Genomic DNA, 17,835 nt, shown 5'->3' on the forward strand with positions numbered 1-17,835 from the left:
CAGAACCCGGCTGTCAAGCGAGCGCCCTAATTTCGCCTTACGCACTGCGTAGGAGGATAAGTCGAAGCTACGCCGGAGAACCGCTTGCGAAACTGGATCAAGGTCTTAGCACTGGCGCTGATGCCCATGGCCGCAATGGCTCAGGATTCAAGGTTGAAAAGCCTGGAAACCACCGATGCCGGGCGCGCGTGGATGGCTGTTGGGCGGCTGGATATCGGCGGTGCCGGGTTTTGCACAGGCACCCTGATTTCGCCGACTATTGTACTGACCGCCGCGCATTGTTTGTTTGACAAGGTTACTGGCCAACGCGTGGACTTGTCAGATGTCGAGTTTCTAGCCGCATGGCGCTTGGGTCGAGCGTCGGCCTATCGGGCGGCGCGGCGAGCTGTCATTCATCCCGAATACCAGTTTGGCGAGGACTCCACTGCCCGGATTGGCAGCGATATCGCGCTGGTCGAGCTGTGGCAACCGATCCGCAACACCACCGTCATCCCGTTTGAAACCGGCGCACGCCCGGCGCGAGGGGAAGAGGTTGGCGTGGTCTCATACGCGCAGGACAGGGCTGAAGCGCCATCGTTGCAAGAGGTCTGCTCGGTCATGACCCGACGTTCGGACGTTTTGGTGATGTCCTGTGATGTGGAATTCGGCGCGTCCGGGGCGCCTGTGTTTTCGTTCGAAGGCGACCGCCCGCGCATCGTCTCGGTCGTGGCTGCCAAGGCCGAATTCAATGGCCAACGTGTGGCCGTGGGCACAACGGTCGAGGATTCACTGGATGTTCTGCACCGTGAATTATCCGCAGGTCGCGGGTTTATCGCCGACACGCCGCCAGGGGCGGCCCGCAACAATGTGGGTGCGAGGTTTGTCAAACCGTGACGCGTATTCTTGCGACCCTATTGTGTCTGCTGGTGATGGCGACAACCGCAAGCGCCCAAAGTGCCAAGCGCAAGCTGACCGACCGGGAAGACCTCTATGGTTGGGAAGCGGTCGGGCGTCTGGATATCGGAACCCAAGGCTTTTGCACTGGCACCCTGATCGCGCAGGACATTGTACTGACCGCCGCGCATTGTGCGCTGGATAGGGCAACGGGCCGACCCTATGCGCCGGGGCAGGTGACGTTCCGCGCGGGTCTAAGTCAGGGGCAATCGCTGGCAGACCGAAAGGTTGTACAGATCGCAGTTCATCCCGACTATGCCAGGCATCCATCGCTTTCGAATGCTGGCGTTCGGGCCGACGTTGCCCTGATGAAGCTGGAACAACCGATCCCTCTTTCCATTGCGGACCCTTTTGCCTTGCACAGCGGGCGTGTGACGGGGGGTGAGGTCAGCCTGGCCTCATACGGGCGGGGTCGATCCGAGGCGATTACCCGCGAACGGTCCTGCGATATCCTGGAAAGAGTGCAGGGGCTGATCCTGTTCAACTGCGATATCACCTTTGGGTCTTCGGGCTCGGCCCTGTTGGCGCGCAAAGGGTCTCGCTGGCAGATTCTGTCAGTGGTTTCGGCGGTTGGCGCAGTCAATGGCCGCAAGGTTGGGTTTGGCATGGAACTGGCCGGAATTGTCTCGGATCTGAAGGCCGATCTGCGCCGCGACGCACCGCAGCCCAAAGCCTCGATCAATCGTCTACAGGTCGGGTCGGGCAAGTCCAATTCCGGTGCGAAATTCATCAGCCCCGGCGGGGGTTGAACTCGGCCAAATCGTTACCCATGTGAACTGTATCGGGTCGCCAAGAACGGGGCCTGATACAGCAAACCGCCCGTCCGAACCGGAGGGCATATCGTAGATCGCTCAGACTTGAGGATATGACACATGCGTACTTTTGATTTTGCTCCGCTGCACCGCGCAACCATTGGCTTTGACCAGATCGCCGACATGATGGATCGCGTTCTGACCAATGACGTGGCTCAGCCCAGCTATCCGCCTTATAACATCGAAAAAACCGACGCTGACGCCTACCGGATTTCCGTCGCTGTCGCCGGTTTCGCCGAAGCCGATCTGTCGGTCGAAGTGAAGGAAAACGCCCTGATCGTGGCCGGCAAGAAAGCCGCCGAGGACAAGGACCGTTCTTACCTGCACCGTGGCATTGCCACCCGCGCGTTCGAGCGCCGCTTTGCGCTGGCCGACCACGTGCGCGTCACCGGTGCCAGCCACGAGAACGGCATGTTGAACATCGACCTCAAACGCGAGGTGCCCGAAGCGCTCAAACCGCGCCGGATACAGATTTCGTCTGGTCAGGCCATCGAAAAGGACGTGGTTGACGCCAAAGCCGTGAACTAAGGCCGTCCGACCACCGCGATAGTCCTGCCTCTCGGGGCTATCGCAGACTGCACGCCCCGCGTTCCTCCAGACGCGGGGCGTTGTTCCCCAAACCAATATCGATCCTGCGCAATAGTGCAGAGGTTGAATGTTCAACGAGCTACTTGAACCCAGCCGTCTTGATCTGGGTCAGTTCCGTGGTGGGTAGGGGTTCGTTGGGTCTTACATGACCAAAAGTAAGGACAATTGAGTGCGAGTGAATGGAAGGAATCTGAAATGAAGAAAGTAACTGTATCTTGCTTGCTTGTGGGCACGCTTGCGTTAGCGGCGTGCGGGGCGCCAACGACGCCAACACAGGCCCAGGTCCAGCACGATGCGCGTTGCGCAGCAGGTATTTTGGGTGGCGCGGCTCTTGGTGGCGTTGTCGGCAATCGCTTTGGCGGCGGTTCAGGTCAAACACTGGCGACTGCGGCAGGTGCCGGACTTGGAATGTATGCAGGTCAGTCGGCTTGCAACTGACGAAAAGTTGCATGCTGAACAGTTTAGCGCCGCGCAGGTAATGCGCGGCGCTTTTAATTTAGGAATATGTGCTTCAGTTCCCAGCCGTCACCTGACCGATCGACCAGAACATCGTCTCGCCCGAGGCATCGTCGACGCCGTCATTGTCGGTCATCACGAAAGCCTCGCCCGAAGGCAGGATGGCCAGACCTTCGATCTTGTCCAGCACGTAGCCGCCCGTTGAGGTCAGGTCTGGCAGCAGGTCGCGGACCTCTTCCTTGGTGACCACTGGCAGTTCACCACCCAGCGGGGCAGGGGTCATTTCTGACAGCGGGATGCGATAGATCTTTTTGGTCACGGCGCGGTGGTCGTGCTGGTTGTCGCGTTCGATGACATAGACATGATCACCAAAGGCCACGATCTCCGACAGACCGACCCAGCCTTTTTCCGGGTCAGCCTTGGGATAGTGCACTGCACCCCATTCCTTGGTGTCCAGATTGTACGCGACCAGTTTCACGTGGTTTTCCGGGTCGTCCTTCCATTCGCGCTGTACGGCCATCCACAGGGTTTCGCCGACTTTGGTTATGCCCTCGAAACCGAAACGCTTCTCGACTGCCATCAGTTCAGGCGGCAGGCCGATCTCGCCTTTGCGGTCCTTGATCTTGCCTTCAGCAGAGACGTGGTAGATCGCGTGCGGGATAACGCGGTCGGTCCGCCCTTCGGACGCGACATAGAAGCCACCCTTGCCATCCAGCGTGATGCCCTCAAGGTCCAGCTTTTGCGCCGGGTTGCCGTCCTGACGGTGAATGCGGATCACGTCCACGATGCGGGCGGGCTGCTGGCTAGGGTCGATCTTAAAGATCGAAGGCTGGAAGCCGTAGAAGCTGTCATTGACCGCATAGATCATGCCGTCCTCATCCGCGACCAGACCGGAGAGGGCGCCCCAACCGATCAGCTCATCCGCGCCTTCCGAGGTCAAATGCGGATAGTTGGCGGGGGCGTCCTGATACTCAAAAATCGAGACATGCGCACGCGGGCCTCCATCTTCGATCAGGTCTTTTTCGTTGGCGGAGATCAGCAGATTGCGCTCGGGGATGGCAACATAACCTTCCGGCCCAACGCCTGAGGGCAGCAGCTGTTTCAGAACCGGGCTCGCAGGGTCGGTGGCGTCATAGACCCCCACGACCGAGGCGCGCTCGGCCCCCACAAAGATCATCGGAATACCGCCAAAGGTGGCTGCGGTCACGCTTTCCGGCTCAACGCCTTTGCTGTCCGAGCGTTTGTCGGGGTAGTGACCGATCTGGATGATGGCTTTCTCGAACTCGGTGCCGTTTTCGTAAATAACGGTGCCGTTCTTGTGGAAGATCGTCCAGCCACGCGAGCCGCCCTCATAGTCGCCTTCATTGGCAGTGGCGAAGTGGTTGTCGTCGATCCATTTCACAGCGTCGGGTTCACGCAAGCGGCCCGGCTGGCTTTCGGTGAAAATTAGCGCGCCACGTTCATCGGTGGCATCGATGCCTTCCAGATCCACGCTGCCGGCCGAGAAATGGCTGATCACGGTGCCATCTTTGGCAATAACCGCCATGTGGTTATTTTCTTGCAGGGTGACGACGGTTTCACCCAAGCTGTTTATGTCCACGAACTCGGGCTCGGGGTCGGTCGGCGCAACCTCGGCCAAACCGGTCAGCGAGGCCATTTTCATGCCCGCACAATCCAGCGCGCCATCTTTCAATGGCACCAGAGCCAGCTCACCTGCAGGTAGCTGTGGGATGAAACCGTCGTTCAGATCTTCGTCACGCTCATTCTCAATGGCGACGGCGACAAAGCTGGCATCCGGGGCGATTGCGACGCTGTCAGGCTGACCGCCCAGATCACAAGCGCCGGTTTGCGCTTTGCCCGCAATATCGACCGAGATCAGCTTGCCCGAGGGTGCGGTGTAGCTGTCCGACGTGTTCACGCCAACAAAAGCCGTCGAGCCAACGATTCCAACTGAGGTTGGCTCGCCACCCACCTCCATCGCACCCAAAGGTGCCGGGTTCGCCGGGTCGGCGATGTCGACCATACCGATTACGCCCAGCGGGCTGTCGGTATAGACCAGCGTCATGCCATCTGCAGTCGCCGCGATAATCTCAGGCGAGGTTTCGCGGTTCATATCCGCACCCTCAGCCATGTTCTTCACAACTGGAAATGACGCAATTCGGTTGAAATTCATCTCTGCCACGGCCTGACCGGCGGTCAGGGCCAAGGCAGATGTCAGACAGACACAGCGCAATGACATCGGTTGGTATCCTCTCTTGCTTAGTTGCAAGGGGGGATGGACGTGGTTCATTACGCTGGCGTGACGGTTTTGTTTCAAATTGGTGACAAGATGGGCTGCCTTCTTGCTGCCGCGATGCGTTTGTTCGTTTCAGGTCGCGCCCAGATTGCAGGGTCTATCTTTTGCCATGTATTTTTGCCAGTCTTTGCAGGAATTTTCCGCCCAAGGGGATGTAAATAGGCGTAACATTGCCTATCTTATTGGGGATTTTAACAAAAAAAGGGATAGCAGATGTCGAACCATCAATTTGACGCCTTGATCGAAGAAACGCAGACGAAAGTGCGTGAAAGCCAGTCGCAGATCGAAAGCCTGACCTCGCGGATTGACGCGGCGCGGGCCAAGATTGGCACGGCCGAGGCAGATATCGACATCGAAAACGCCACGCTTGAAGACGTACATGCCCATACCGAGGTGATGAACGCCAATATTGCTGAGCTGATTATGGGGCTGGATGACGTCACCAACGCGTTCTCCAAGGATTTCGACGAGATGCGCTCGAAAACTGGATGGGAGAGCTTTGTGGGCATTTTCGCCAAAGCCAAGTCCGAGTCGATGCGGCAGGAACGGATGCGCACCGCCAATATCGACGACAAGCTGCAGGACCTGATCGCCAAATCGGACGTGATCGTAAAGCTGTTGGAAGGGCAGCTGTCCGTGCTGGAAGAACAGCGAGTGAAGGTTGAACAGAACCTGACCGGAACGCTGGACGACCGTGAGGCCACCGTGGCCGAGCTGGAATCGCTGCGGGCCGAGATTCAGGGTATGGACCCGACCATTATCACTCTGGAAAACAAGATCAGCGTCGAACAGGACGCCGCTGCGCGGACCCAGTTAGAGACTGAATTGGCCGAGCTGAACAAGCAATACAACGCCAAGGTTCAGGAGGAACAAGTCGAGCTGGCCAAGTCGCAGACGCTGGAGCGTTATATCGAAAAGGGCAAGACCTGGGTCGATTCATTGCAGAACCAGGCGGCGACGCAGATGGTGCTGATCAACAAGCTGCAGACAGACACGCAGCAACGCGTGGTGCTGTATGATGCCTTATCCAAATCGCTGAAAACGGCGCAGCAGCAGGACGTGGCCCACCGCATCAACGAGATCGGCGTGCAGACGGACCAAGAGGCGCAAACAGCCATGGCCGCCATCGGCACCGCGACCAACCAGAAAATGGCCGACATGCTTGAGGCGCACGAAGGTCATATGGTCTTTGCCCGCGACGTGCTGGAGAAAAAGGCCAAGGCGGATGAACGCTTTGCCCGCCGGTTTGCCTCGATTGTCGAGAAGCATGATAAGAATTTGTATGGGGGTTGAGCCAGACGGCGGACTGCAACGTGGCAAAAGACGTAGTTTTTCTGCTCCTAAAAATGCTGACGATGTGCGCGTGCCTAGCGGTAGCGATGCTTGTTGTATTTTTCGTATCCCAAAGGTTTTTGGGTGAGTACGAATTCTTGTTCCTCTTGGTGAACCTTGCTGTAGGGATCGGGAGGTTTTGCGCCCTTCTTTTTTCGATGGGGATGCTAAAAGAAGAAATGCAAAGAATAGAAAAAAAACATCGTCCGTGGCTCTTCGATGGGTTCGGAAACCGCAAATGACTGACCCTACCCAAGATCATGTCGGCCTGACCGACACCTTCGCCTCGCGCCGCTATTTCCGTAAATTAGAGGTGATCACCGTCCACCTCCTGCGCGTGGCCGCGACGATGGAGGCCGAGGGCGCGATCAGCAAGCAAGAGGTGCGGATCGTGTCGCGTTACCTCTCGGGGCTGCTCTACACCTTCCGCGCGCTGTCCATGAAATACCTACTGGTCGGGCGCGATACGGGGCGGTTCTTTGGCAGTCTCGCCATGGACAAGCGCGACAGCGGGTTTCCGGTGGCGGCTGAATTGCAGACCATGGCCAATGACGCGCAGCAGGCGCAGGTGCATCTGGCGAATATGCCCTCGGAGGATGACCTGAAAACCGACATGGTGCGGACGATCATTGGCGATCAGGAAATCCCGACCAAGCTGCAATTCGCTCTGTCCCAAAGGCTCTATTACGAGGAATTGCTGAAAGGTCAGTTGTTCTGGTCCCGCAACGATCCCGAGTGCCACTGGACTGGAAATGAGGGTGAGCGGCGCAAATTCCTGATCCACTGGGCGGTCTATGACAGCCAGATCAACCTGCCGGTCATCTACATGATGCAGGTGGAGGACAGTGGCAGGACAGCACTGCCCAAAGACCAACGCCGCTGGCCCGAAGTGCAGGCGCATCTGATGGCGCAATCCTTGGGCGGGTTGAAGCTGGTGACCATCGCCAAGGGCTTCGATCAGGATTTCGACGACCTGCACCCCAAGCACCTGCGTCGCATCCATGTGGGGCCGATGTATTCCTCGGCCTATACCGAGCAATCTGGCCCCTTGCGGCAGGTGCTGGAGGACGCGCAGGCCCCCGAGGGTCAGGACTGGGCGCTGGCCTGGACCACCGAGGAACTGGAGAGCGAGGACGTGATCGAGGAACGCGCGGGGTGGTTCTCGACCGTTGAGCGCGAAATTTTTGCTTTGGATCCGTTTGGCGCGCAGGGGGCCGAGACTGGGGCCACGCGCACGCAGCGGTCGATCATCCTGCCGCAGCGCCCGTTTCAGGTTCTGGCCGAGCGTAACCCGCCGGGCTTTGGTGATGTGCGCAAGTTCGTTGTCAGTAAGACAGGGCAGGTGTTGCGCTATTAGATTTTTTGCCTCCGGCGGAGGTATTTTTGAACAGAAGAAGCAGGGGCGGTTTTTGAGATGAGTTTGACGTCAGATCAGATGGAATTGCGCGAAGATGATATTCGTAAGCATTACCCGGCAGCGACCGCCTTGCTGAGCGGGTTCGAACATGCGCCGCGGATTGCCAAACCGGTTGAGGCGGCGGTCGAGCGGTCCTCGGGCGTGTCGACGGGGCGGCGGTTTCGATCCACCACACCGGGGTTGGTGACACGGCGCACGGTGCGCGCGGATGGGGTGCATCTGGTCGAGCGGATCGAGGCTGCGGATGATGGCGATGCGTTGGTTTCTCCGCAACAGGCCACGACGCAGCAGGCTGTGCGCCGCGCGATTGCCATCGCCCTGGCCGTGGCCGAGGCTTATGCGGAGCAAACCGCTCTGGCCGATCTGAAGCGCGCCAATCTGGCGGGGGATTTGCCAGCTGCGCGCAAGAGCGAGTTTTCGGAATTGCTGACGGCTGAGGCTTTGATTACATCTCACACCTTCGGCAATGCACTGGCGTATCTGATGTCGTCCCATCTGGGCGAAACCACCGTTGATCTGGGCGAGATTGAAGAGATTCTGACCGACAATGGCCAGCTTGCGCTGCACGGTGCCTTGTGGGAGCTGGATCAGATGTTGGCGAAACACGCCCCGGACGATGCGCATCTGATCGCGGCCACCAGCGCCTATGCTGAACAACTGATGGACAAGGCCGCCCTACGCGCGCAGTCGGCGGGTCATTTGACCCCGTTCCAGAACACTGCCTGGCATATCGAGGCGGATGACTTGACGATCCGGGGGTTCGAACCCGCCTCCAAGGCCAAATCCACCACCCTGACCATGACGTTCAAGAAGCCGAACGAGGTGGTGGGCAACCACATCGCAAAATATCAGGCCATGAAGCTGGCCAAGATGCTGATGGCCTATGATTTCGGCCGGCGCCTGAACCCGTTTGCGGAACTCGGCGGGTTCATCTTTACCTTCATGGGCGACGGCAAACCGGGCACAGGCAAGACCACCCTGATCCAAATGATGGCCGGGCTGATCAACGATTATTGCCAGAACGCGGGCTATCCTTTCCGCTATCAAAACCTGAGCACCGACAATATAGACAGCTATCAGGGCAAATCCGGACAGAACGCCAAGGCGTTTATCAACACGATCATCGACCCCTCGGTTATCGGCTTTGGCACCATCGACGATATCGATCAACTGGCGGGTAAACGCGGCGACCGGCAGTCCTCGGCTGGGCAGCTGGAAATCACCGCCGTTCTGATGGAGAGCTTTGCGGGCGCCAACACCGTCGTGCGCGGCAATTGCACCTTTGGCATGTTCTCGAACTATCCCGAGAACGTGGACGATGCTCTTCGCCAGCGGGCGGGAGCGCGGTTTCTGGTGGACGGGCCGCAAACGCGCGAGGACTACATCGACATTCTGCACCTGCTGATGGGCCGCAACCACGACATTCCGCTGGGTGAACACGAAGCTTATGCCGCGCAGGAAATCAAAAAGGCCGTTGCCGCCAGTTTCGAAAGCCACTCGCGCCCGCATGAGGACGCCTTGCTACAGGTCTATGACCGGGTTTCCGGTGAGATCGGCCAGATGGACACAATTGCCAAGCTGGGCACCTACCTCAAGGCGATCCAGCAGGCGGACGAGCGGTTTACGGGTCGCGCGATCAAGAACATCACCGACGCGGTCAAGGTCCGTGCGATGGATTTCGAACTGCCGGATGAGTGGATGGAGAACCCCGACCTGTTCCTGTTCCGCGACTACGACACCAAGAAGGGCATGATCGAGGAGCTGCGCCAGCCGATCACGGTCGAGATGGTGATGCAGGAAATCAACCGCTACGCCGACAGCGAGTTCCGCTATGCCGACAAGAGCGATGAGGTCGCGATTGAAAACGCTGTGCGCGAGATGGGTCGGATGGAAGAGGCAAAGCGACGGTATCTGGAGGGGAAAGGGTGACGGCTACTTTGATCAAGCAATCAAACTGTCCAGATCAGTTGGCTGAAATGCCTTCACGTTTTCTTGGTCGGCCGTTGTTACCTCATGTGATCGCGCAGACTTTGAGCGTCAGAGCGCGCACTGATGCGCTCTGTCAGTCAAAGGAGAAAGAGACATGACGTTGACAGTCGCAATCACCGGTTTGGCCCTTGTTCTGGGCCTGAATTTGCCTTTGCGCTGGGGTGTGATCGGTTTTTTGGCTGCCGTAGCGGTACTGTTCCTGACCCAATTCGGCGTGAACGCGGGTGGCGGGTTCGAGGGCACCTCATGGGAAGAGACGCTGATCCTGTTTGAGGGCAGCGTGGTGTCTTACATCGGGTTCAACCTGCAAATCACCGCGCGGGCGTTTGCGTTGCCGTTGTTGGTGTTGGCGGTTGTTTTTGTACGCCGTGCGACAGCGAGTGCAGATTAGTCGATATTCATTCAACAAAAAGGAAAGGATAGGGCCATTTGAAATCCAAAGGACTGAAAAGGATCATCTACATTCTAGCGCTGCCTTTGTCGGGCGCGTGGCTTATAGTCTTCGCCGAGTTCGGAGAGTTATGGCCGTTTTCCAACATTCCAGTCGAGTTGGACGGTCAAACGCCTTCGAGCGCTTTTAGGAAGAGCTTTTTTGGGTTGGCCGTCGTCGTTTTCGTGATTGTAGACTTACCTAACATTCTGGGATGGAACGACCGTGCGAAGCGACTGGGCTCCCATTCAAACGAAGATACGACCAATGCTTGATGTACGAAACGTTGTCTGTGAACTCCCAGCGCGAATTCTACTCTTGGAGGCCTTCCAATGATCCGCCTCATCGAAAAAGGCCTGATGTTCGGCAATCTCGTCCACATCTCCAGCCCGGCTTTGGTCGAGCGGTATAACCGCGCGTTGCAGCATCTGGCGGGCAAGGCCACTCAGCTGACGGATTTCCACGTGGATATCTCGGGCTATTCCCCAGAGATCGGGCAGGAATTGGACGACCCGCTCTACCTCAATCCAAACGGGGTGAACCGGCAGTTCATCCTGCTGACGACCGAGCAGAAACGCGCGCCTTTGCTGAACGTCAAATTCTCGACCTCGCGCGACATTCTGCGCGAGTTTATCGAGATGAACGAGGCGCAGTTGTTCGCCCTGACCGCCACCGATGCCGTGGCCGGAGAGCTGGTGAACTCGGTCTTCAAACTCAGCACGCCCAATGATCTGCTGAACCTGCGCAAGATTGAGATCGAGGCCGATACGGTCGGCGGCACCTTGCGCAAGGCTGAACAGCTTGCGGGTTTGGTCGAACGGTTCAAGACCGAACAGGACGCCTGGTTCGATGATGTTCTGATTGCCGAGATGATCGATACCGCCAAGGACACCGGTGACGTCACCCGCAACCCGGTTCGGCTGCGCCACACAGCCTTTGAGCAGCCGAATTTCTGGACCGCGCATTATGGCGGGCTTTACCTTTTTCCGGACCTCGACCATCCGGCGGCGATCTGTATGGGTGATACGCCTGACGATCTGTCGATGACGTATGTGTTCCACAAATCGCAGCGCAATCAGATCGCCAAGTTTCTGGGCTACAACAATCTTGTCGAAACGGTCATCGAGGCGCGCGGCGTGGATTCCGCCGCCATTCTGCAACAAAAGATGGATTTTCTGACCGTGGCGGCGGCTGCGGGTTCAGGGGTTGATCTGACAGGGTTGGAGCGCCGCGACATGCGTCGTCTGGCCCGAAACCACGCCGACCACCTGCCCGATGCCTATCACGGGTTGGCGCAATTGCTGCGCTGGGCGACCGATGGCGGGCCGTGGCCGCGAATCACTTCGGACCATCCGGCCTATTTCTACACCCTGCGCGCAAAGGACACCCCGCATCGGGATCTGGTGAATATGCTGCTGGCCGAATTGGCCCCGTTGGACCCGCGCCAGTTGTTCATCTGCCACAAGGAATTGTTCTACAGCACCTACAAAACCTGGCCTGAGAACAAGAAAACCTATGTTGCCGACTTTCTCGCGCGCGAGTATCAGGTGGACAAGGCCGGGGCTCGCGCCGCCTTGTTTGGGCATGAGCCCGACATGAGCGGCCAGGACCGGGTCAGTGAGGCGGTGATTGCGCGGGTCGGCCCCTGGGGCGCATTGGAGAGAGGGTGAATGTTCGTCGCGATACGATTTCTGATCCCCCTGTTGATTGTCCTGACCGTGATCTATGTTGGGCTGTCGATCTATTCCCGTCTGGTGCGTCGCCGCAAGCTGATTGCCCATTGGGAAAAGAAAGGGTTGCGCGGTGATCGTGACGCATTTCTTGAACGTGGGATGCGGCAGTATGACAACTCGTTTCGCAAGAAACTGTTGTTGGGTGTCTATGTCATCCCGCTTGGGGCGATTGCCCTGTTGATCTATATAACAAATTTCATGTGAGGACCGGATAGATGGTCTATGTCAAATGGGCGTTCATCATTGTGTTCTGGGGGCTGATTGCCTCGGTTTTGGAATACACTCTGCCACAACAGGATGTGGTGCGTATCGTGAAGACCGAGGTGCGGCGCGTCGATTTCGGTGAGAATTCGATCTTTTGGGCGCAGCAGGACACCGGGCAAGAAGGTGCGCAGACCGTCAACCGCGACGTGCGCTTTGTCGAAACCTTCCGCCCCAACGGCAAACCGCGCGTCTATCGCAACGAAGATACCGGTTGGGGCTGGCCACCCTATTTCAAGTTGGATAGTTCCAACTTGCAGGCCGAGTTGACCAACCTTGTTTCGACAGCAGACAACCCGCAATGGGTGGTTTTGCGCCACTATGGCTGGCGCAATCAGCTGATGTCGATCTTTCCCAACGCTGTTTCCGTACGCCCCGTCGACAGCCCGGATGTGCGCCTGATCCCCTGGTTCAACATCATTTTTCTGACGGTGCTCGCAGCGCTGATCTGGGCCATTTGGGTGCGTTGGCGACGCTTCCGCGCGGCGCGGGTCGATCCGGTGATCGAGAATGTTGAGGATGGGCTCTACGCTGCCGGCGACGCGATCGGCGAACAAAGCAGCCGTTTCAAAAAGTGGCTGAATACCTGGAAATCGAAGTAACGTACTCCAGATACCGGGTCTGCTGCCATTCTTTGCCGCAGCAGACCCTTGTATATCTAGCGAACGACAAATTCCGCATGGAGCGCCCCAGCGGCTTTGATTGTCTTGAGAATGTCGATCATGTCACGCGGCGACACACCAAGCGCGTTCAGGCCGGCGACAACCTCGGACAAGGTTGTCGCCTCGGGAATTTCGGCCAATCCCGTGCCTTCTTCCTCTTCGATCCCGGCGATCGTGCGGGGCACCACAACAGTTTCTCCCCGGGCAAATGGGTTGGGTTGTATCGCAATTGGGGCTTCCTCGACCGTTAGGGTCAGGTTTCCTTGCGAGACTGCGACGCGCGAAATGCGCACCTCTTGTCCCATTACGATTGTGCCTGACCTTTGATCAACGACCACGCGGGCTTTTGTTTCGGGCTCGACCAAGATGTTCTCGATCCGACCAATCGCGTGTGCTGTTGATATGGCCTGAGTGGCGGCGATGTTCAGCTCAACGGTGCCCGAATCCCGCATGATGGCAACAGGTCGGTTGAATTCGGTATTGATTGCCACTTCGATCCGGCCTGCGGTGGTGAAATCCGGTACGCGCAGGGCCAATCGCATCTGTGTCAGGGTCGACAGATCAAAGTCGATTTCCCGTTCCACCCGCGCACCCGAAGGGATCACGCCCGCGGTCGGCACGCCTTGCACCACGGTTGCGGCCTGACCTTCAGCCGAGGCACCGCCCGCAAGTACTGTACCCTGCGCGACCGCATAGATCTGCCCGTCGGCGGCGTTCAGCGGGGTCATGATCAATGTCCCACCCAACAGGCTGCTGGAATCCCCTATGGCAGAGACTGTCACGTCAATCTGCCCACCTACCCGCGCAAATGGCGGCAGGCTGGCTGTCACCAGCACAGCCGCTACGTTTTTGGGACGAAAATCTTCACCGGTGACGTTCACGCCCAGCCGTTCCAGAATGTTCGACATGATCTCTTCGGTGAACGGCGAGTTGCGCAACCCATCCCCGGTTCCGTTTAGCCCGACCACAAGCCCATAACCGACCAGATCGTTGCCGCGCACTCCGTCGAAATCCACCAGGTCTTTAAGGCGGATTGCCCCGGCAGATGCCAGGCTGGGCAGCAACATCAAAAGGAAAACAAGAACTCTCATCTCAGGAAATTCACCAGTGACAGGTTGGCGTTGCGGACTGTGACGGAATACAGGCTTTCCAACTGGAACTGGACTGTTTGCAGCTGTGCCGCCGTTTCATAGGGGTCTGCGGCGATCAGTTTGTTGCGGCTGTATTCCAGACTGGTCCGGGCGGCATTGTTGCGCGTGGCGGCTTGTTCAATCCGCGCCTCGGCCACACCGATCCTGGCCCGCAGATTGACGGTTTCGTTCTGGGTATTGGCCAGATCAACCCCGAGTTGCTTGAAGAGATCTGTTCGTTGATCCCGTGGAATTCCCAAGGCAGGGTCGGCGACAGCGGCCGCAACAGCGATATCGCGCAAGGCCGCCTTGAGCGCAGGATCGGTTGCCGTCACCGGGACTCTGACGCTTTCTGATTCCGATATTTGCATTGGGGACAGCGTCGTTGCAGAGCCCTGATAGATCACCGCATCAAAACCTGCCGGATCGTTGAACCAATCCTCGGCGCGTTGACGGATATCGGCCACTGTAACCGCCCCGGTTAGCTCGGTCTTGAGCGCGGCCAGCAAAGTTTGCGCAGACGGCAAAGGAGATACATCGGTCGCCGACCCGGAAAAAAGGCTGCGCCCGCCCGTCCGCGTGTTCAGCGCAGAAATAATTGTGTCCAACTCATTCTGCGCCTGAACCGAGGCGTTTTCGTGGGTCACGGCCTGGTTGGATGTTCCGAATGACAGCAGAGATGTAGTGATTTCCGAGACGGAATGGTCAACGGTTGTCAGGCTCAGCTGCATGGCATCGGTGAACAACCCGGCCTCGGACGTGGCGACCTGAAAGGCATCAAGTCGGGCAAGGCTGCGATCCAGATCCAAGAGATGCGAATAATCTCCGTCCAAACGGCCCGATACATCCTGCACTTTGCCGGTGGCCATTTCGTAGGACAGTGTTTCGATCTGGTTTTTGATGTCGGTCGCGCGAGTTTTCAACGTCAAACCCCGCGCCAGATCTCCGATAGACGTCAGACTCATTCTTACAACCTCAACAGGGTTTCCATCAGCTCATCCACTACCGAGATCAGCCGCGCATTGGCGGCGTAGGTCTGCTCGATCTGGATGAGGCGCTGTAGTTCCTGATCCGTGTCGACGCCCTGCTCGGCTTCGATCCGGGCCATCTCTTCTTGCGTGCTGTTGGCGAAAACCAGACGCTGATTGGCCGTATGCGCGTCGGCCCCGGTTTTGGACATCAGCGCTTCGGTCAAGTCCGAGGCGCGCATATCTCCGGTGCCGAAAACTGGGTTTGCAACCGGCCGGGCCGCACTGAGGATGGCGCTGAACGCATGCAATTGCGAGGCATCCCCCGGATCACCCGGAGCCGCCGCCCCAAGCCCCGCGCGCAGCCGCCAGCTTTGGCCACCCGCATCAGGATCGACGATTTGGTTCAGACTGATTCGCGACGCAAGTCCAGCCGGAGCAGCCGGGTCAAACCGATTGCCTGCATCCGTAAACACCCCTGCGTCAGTGGGGAGGGCGGTGGGGTCCAGCCCCGGTGTTTCGAACCTTTCGATCAGGTCTTGGGCCACCGTGTCCAGATTGGACTGAACCTCAACTGCAAGCGCGTCGCGGATATGGAACTGCGCGGCCAGTGCGCCGCCTCGGATCTGCGCGTTGTCGCCTAATGTTCGAACCGAGTTACCGTTTAGTGTCAGACCCGAAAGCAGCCCGTTGTCGACGGTCATATGGGGCTTGGTGTCACCGGTCGTGGTGTAAGAGAACTCGGCCGCGCTGCCCTCTAAGAGGATCAAGCCGCCGTCAGAATAGATCGATACCTGATCATTCGCGCGCGGCACGACGTTGACGGGTAAGATCTGGTTCACCTGATCGATTAGTACTTGGCGCTGATCCAGAAGCGCGCCGATGTCGCCCCCCGCATATTTCACGGCGGGGATTTTGGCGTTGATCTCTTCCAGATCTTTGAGTGCCTGGTTCAGGCTGTCCACCTGTTTGCCGATTGCGCGATCGGCGTCCGATCGCATCTGACGCAACCCTTCCGAGGTCGCGTTCAATTTGTCTGCAAGGTCGCGCCCCGTACGCGCCACCTGATCCAACCGTTCGGACGAATCAGGTAGGCTGGCGGCGGTAATCAGACTGCCGTCGAAATCGGCAAGCCTAGCCGCAAGCGAGGTCGAATCGTCGGGTCCGCCCACCAGACGTTCGAATTGAGTGTGAAACCCCGAAACAGCTGTTTGAAGGGAAAGATCCGCGTCCGCGCTTCGCCTATTGGCCGTCAGGACCGGGTCCTGGTGCCGAACCACGCCGACACTCCGAACGCCGTGGCCGGAAATCGTGTTGGTCGTCAGCTCCAGCGACCTGCGCGCGTATCCCGGTGTCAGCGCATTGGCGATGTTGCCGGAGACAACTGCGGCGCCGCGGCTGGCGGCGGTCAGGCCGCCGATGGCGTTGTTCAAGGCTGTCGACATGTTCATGAGACAGATCCCCCTGGGTTATCGTTTGATATTGGTGGTTTCCTGAAGCATCTCATCCACCGTCTGGATCACCTTGGCACTTGAGGAATAAGCCCTTTGCGTCTGGATCATCGAGGTTAGTTCGGTCGCCACATCGGTCGTGGATTCCTCGCGCGCGAATGAGACCAGATCGCCGGTGGGACCCTCGCCCGCGTTCCACAGGAAAAAGGTCCCGCTTTCGCGTGAGGGCGCGTAGGTCTGGCTGTCTAGTGCCGTCAGCCCGTTCGGGTTGGGCACATCCGCCAGCGGGATCTGGAACATGCGGCGACTGACGCCCGTGTCATAAAACGCGTAGACATATCCGTTCTCGTCAACCTGAACGCTGGTCATCGTTCCAACCGCCGAGCCATCGCGGGTGATCGAGACCGGAGCAAACGTATCCGACAACTGCGTGATGCCATCGGCGTCGCCAATCTGACCGATATTTACCTCCATAGGCCCCCCTGCCACGTTCACCATCAGGCTGCCTGTCGCCGGGTCATACGCCCCACCGGACACCGCCGTGACGCTGGCCAGAGTCCCGCCCGCCGTACGGCTGTCGGTGAAGGTCAGGGTGTATTCCCCGACAATTGCACCGCCCGATGCCGAATCGCGCAGGATCATGGTCCATTCATTACTGCTGCCCGCAGCGGGAACGGTTGGGACCAGCTCAATATCCACGCTTTCCGATTTTCCCAGATTGTCGAAATATTCGACCGACAGGGGCTGAGTGTCCCCCGGCGCCCCGGCATCCGTGGCCGTGGCGGGCAGGTTCATACGCAGGTTCATCTGTGTGGTCGGCGCACCGGACAGTTGGTTGACGCTCAGCTGGATCGGTTCCAGCGCGGCGGGCGTGTCGCGCGGTACAGCCGGGATAGTGCCATCTGGATTGGCGCGCCAGCCCAGCAGCACCAGTCCGGATTCCGTGACCAGATACCCTTCTTCGTTGGTGCGAAACGAGCCCGTAGTGGTCAGCAACATCTCATTCGAGCCACTCGCGATTTGCGAGCTGGGCCGCACCGGCAGCATCCCACGCCCGCGTACGGCCAGATCGGTCGAATTGTTGGTGGTCACAAGCGAGCCGCGCTGGTCGATCAGACGCTGGCTGGTGGTGCGGACACCCCCCGCGGAATAGCTGCCGCCTTGACCGGACGTGACCATGGAATGAAAATCCGTCTCGACCCGTTTGTATCCGAAAGTCGATGAGTTCGCGATGTTGTCGGAAATGGTCGCCAGCCGGTTGGCATTGGCCTTCAATGCGGCCACACCGGCATTCAGCGAAGAAGAAATAGTCATTGGCACGCCCTTCTGTTGCGTCAATTCTTGATGCAACAGCTAACGCGCTGGGCCTTAACAGCG

17 protein-coding genes are annotated in these 17,835 nt (G+C 58.5%); 12 read left to right on the forward strand and 5 right to left on the reverse strand.

What is annotated here, in order from left to right:
• Positions 1 to 84 precede the first annotated feature (84 nt).
• The 4 genes from ACR0L1_RS14475 (at position 85) to ACR0L1_RS14490 (ending at position 2,771) form a co-directional block, all read left to right on the forward strand.
• Complete coding sequence (locus tag ACR0L1_RS14475) at positions 85 to 873, forward strand: trypsin-like serine peptidase (protein WP_237217300.1); 789 nt, start codon at positions 85 to 87, stop codon at positions 871 to 873.
• Positions 870 to 1,682, forward strand: coding sequence for a trypsin-like serine peptidase (locus ACR0L1_RS14480; RefSeq protein WP_480859547.1), 813 nt, complete (start codon positions 870 to 872; stop codon positions 1,680 to 1,682). Before ACR0L1_RS14475 ends, ACR0L1_RS14480 begins: the two co-directional genes overlap by 4 nt.
• A 123-nt stretch (positions 1,683 to 1,805) precedes the next feature.
• The gene (locus ACR0L1_RS14485; protein WP_170771055.1) at positions 1,806 to 2,273 is read left to right on the forward strand and encodes an Hsp20 family protein; all 468 of its coding nucleotides are present in this window, start codon (positions 1,806 to 1,808) and stop codon (positions 2,271 to 2,273) included.
• Positions 2,274 to 2,528: 255 nt separating this feature from the next.
• Positions 2,529 to 2,771 carry a glycine zipper 2TM domain-containing protein gene (locus tag ACR0L1_RS14490; protein WP_170771051.1) on the forward strand — a complete coding sequence of 81 codons (243 nt, stop codon included), beginning with the start codon at positions 2,529 to 2,531 and terminating at the stop codon, positions 2,769 to 2,771.
• 73 nt (positions 2,772 to 2,844) lie between these two features.
• On the opposite strand, the gene ACR0L1_RS14495 is transcribed toward ACR0L1_RS14490, so the two are convergent.
• On the reverse strand, positions 2,845 to 5,028 hold the full coding sequence (locus ACR0L1_RS14495) for an esterase-like activity of phytase family protein (protein WP_480859549.1): 2,184 nt from the start codon (positions 5,026 to 5,028) through the stop codon (positions 2,845 to 2,847).
• 270 nt (positions 5,029 to 5,298) lie between these two features.
• Between ACR0L1_RS14495 and ACR0L1_RS14500 the strand changes: the two genes are divergently transcribed.
• The 8 genes from ACR0L1_RS14500 to ACR0L1_RS14535 all read left to right on the forward strand — a co-directional run bounded on the left by ACR0L1_RS14500 (position 5,299) and on the right by ACR0L1_RS14535 (position 12,849).
• Positions 5,299 to 6,378, forward strand: coding sequence for a hypothetical protein (locus ACR0L1_RS14500; protein ID WP_480859551.1), 1,080 nt, complete (start codon positions 5,299 to 5,301; stop codon positions 6,376 to 6,378).
• A gap of 20 nt (positions 6,379 to 6,398) precedes the next feature.
• Positions 6,399 to 6,659, forward strand: coding sequence for a hypothetical protein (locus tag ACR0L1_RS14505; protein WP_480859553.1), 261 nt, complete (start codon positions 6,399 to 6,401; stop codon positions 6,657 to 6,659).
• Positions 6,656 to 7,774 carry a hypothetical protein gene (locus tag ACR0L1_RS14510; RefSeq protein WP_480859554.1) on the forward strand — a complete coding sequence of 373 codons (1,119 nt, stop codon included), beginning with the start codon at positions 6,656 to 6,658 and terminating at the stop codon, positions 7,772 to 7,774. The genes ACR0L1_RS14505 and ACR0L1_RS14510 overlap by 4 nt, the downstream gene beginning before the upstream one ends.
• 57 nt (positions 7,775 to 7,831) lie before the next feature.
• Positions 7,832 to 9,763: an AAA family ATPase gene (locus ACR0L1_RS14515; RefSeq protein WP_480859556.1), complete on the forward strand. Its 1,932-nt coding sequence runs from the start codon at positions 7,832 to 7,834 to the stop codon at positions 9,761 to 9,763.
• Positions 9,764 to 9,917: 154 nt separating this feature from the next.
• Positions 9,918 to 10,214, forward strand: coding sequence for a hypothetical protein (locus tag ACR0L1_RS14520; protein WP_480504201.1), 297 nt, complete (start codon positions 9,918 to 9,920; stop codon positions 10,212 to 10,214).
• A gap of 371 nt (positions 10,215 to 10,585) precedes the next feature.
• A complete protein-coding gene (locus ACR0L1_RS14525; protein WP_480504200.1) occupies positions 10,586 to 11,923 on the forward strand; it encodes a DUF6638 family protein in 1,338 nt (445 codons plus the stop codon).
• Positions 11,924 to 12,190, forward strand: a complete 267-nt coding sequence (locus ACR0L1_RS14530) for a hypothetical protein (RefSeq protein WP_170790109.1) — start codon at positions 11,924 to 11,926, stop codon at positions 12,188 to 12,190.
• Positions 12,191 to 12,201: 11 nt separating this feature from the next.
• Positions 12,202 to 12,849 carry a DUF1523 family protein gene (locus ACR0L1_RS14535; protein WP_480504199.1) on the forward strand — a complete coding sequence of 216 codons (648 nt, stop codon included), beginning with the start codon at positions 12,202 to 12,204 and terminating at the stop codon, positions 12,847 to 12,849.
• 56 nt (positions 12,850 to 12,905) lie between these two features.
• Here ACR0L1_RS14535 and ACR0L1_RS14540 read toward each other — a convergent pair whose 3' ends face one another.
• The 4 genes from ACR0L1_RS14540 to ACR0L1_RS14555 are packed head-to-tail and all read right to left on the reverse strand — an operon-like array spanning position 12,906 to position 17,772.
• Positions 12,906 to 14,000 carry a flagellar basal body P-ring protein FlgI gene (locus ACR0L1_RS14540; RefSeq protein ID WP_480504198.1) on the reverse strand — a complete coding sequence of 365 codons (1,095 nt, stop codon included), beginning with the start codon at positions 13,998 to 14,000 and terminating at the stop codon, positions 12,906 to 12,908.
• On the reverse strand, positions 13,997 to 15,004 hold the full coding sequence (locus ACR0L1_RS14545) for a flagellin (protein WP_480859558.1): 1,008 nt from the start codon (positions 15,002 to 15,004) through the stop codon (positions 13,997 to 13,999). The genes ACR0L1_RS14540 and ACR0L1_RS14545 overlap by 4 nt, the downstream gene beginning before the upstream one ends.
• 2 nt (positions 15,005 to 15,006) lie before the next feature.
• Positions 15,007 to 16,458, reverse strand: a complete 1,452-nt coding sequence (gene flgK / locus ACR0L1_RS14550) for a flagellar hook-associated protein FlgK (protein ID WP_480504196.1) — start codon at positions 16,456 to 16,458, stop codon at positions 15,007 to 15,009.
• A gap of 18 nt (positions 16,459 to 16,476) precedes the next feature.
• Complete coding sequence (locus ACR0L1_RS14555; protein ID WP_480859560.1) at positions 16,477 to 17,772, reverse strand: flagellar hook protein FlgE; 1,296 nt, start codon at positions 17,770 to 17,772, stop codon at positions 16,477 to 16,479.
• Positions 17,773 to 17,835: the final 63 nt, after the last annotated feature.

The sequence above is a fragment of the Ruegeria sp. J8 genome, from assembly GCF_056531925.1.

Bases quoted from the DNA above. Each gene is read 5' to 3' on its own strand.
- ACR0L1_RS14490 (WP_170771051.1), top strand. From the start codon at position 2,529: ATGAAGAAAGTAACTGTATCTTGCTTGCTTGTGGGCACGCTTGCGTTA.
- ACR0L1_RS14545 (WP_480859558.1), bottom strand. From the start codon at position 15,004: ATGAGTCTGACGTCTATCGGAGATCTGGCGCGGGGTTTGACGTTGAAA.
- ACR0L1_RS14510 (WP_480859554.1), top strand. From the start codon at position 6,656: ATGACTGACCCTACCCAAGATCATGTCGGCCTGACCGACACCTTCGCC.
- ACR0L1_RS14540 (WP_480504198.1), bottom strand. From the start codon at position 14,000: ATGAGAGTTCTTGTTTTCCTTTTGATGTTGCTGCCCAGCCTGGCATCT.
- ACR0L1_RS14485 (WP_170771055.1), top strand. From the start codon at position 1,806: ATGCGTACTTTTGATTTTGCTCCGCTGCACCGCGCAACCATTGGCTTT.
- ACR0L1_RS14535 (WP_480504199.1), top strand. From the start codon at position 12,202: ATGGTCTATGTCAAATGGGCGTTCATCATTGTGTTCTGGGGGCTGATT.
- ACR0L1_RS14530 (WP_170790109.1), top strand. From the start codon at position 11,924: ATGTTCGTCGCGATACGATTTCTGATCCCCCTGTTGATTGTCCTGACC.
- ACR0L1_RS14555 (WP_480859560.1), bottom strand. From the start codon at position 17,772: ATGACTATTTCTTCTTCGCTGAATGCCGGTGTGGCCGCATTGAAGGCC.
- ACR0L1_RS14515 (WP_480859556.1), top strand. From the start codon at position 7,832: ATGAGTTTGACGTCAGATCAGATGGAATTGCGCGAAGATGATATTCGT.
- ACR0L1_RS14520 (WP_480504201.1), top strand. From the start codon at position 9,918: ATGACGTTGACAGTCGCAATCACCGGTTTGGCCCTTGTTCTGGGCCTG.
- flgK (WP_480504196.1), bottom strand. From the start codon at position 16,458: ATGAACATGTCGACAGCCTTGAACAACGCCATCGGCGGCCTGACCGCC.
- ACR0L1_RS14500 (WP_480859551.1), top strand. From the start codon at position 5,299: ATGTCGAACCATCAATTTGACGCCTTGATCGAAGAAACGCAGACGAAA.
- ACR0L1_RS14525 (WP_480504200.1), top strand. From the start codon at position 10,586: ATGATCCGCCTCATCGAAAAAGGCCTGATGTTCGGCAATCTCGTCCAC.
- ACR0L1_RS14495 (WP_480859549.1), bottom strand. From the start codon at position 5,028: ATGTCATTGCGCTGTGTCTGTCTGACATCTGCCTTGGCCCTGACCGCC.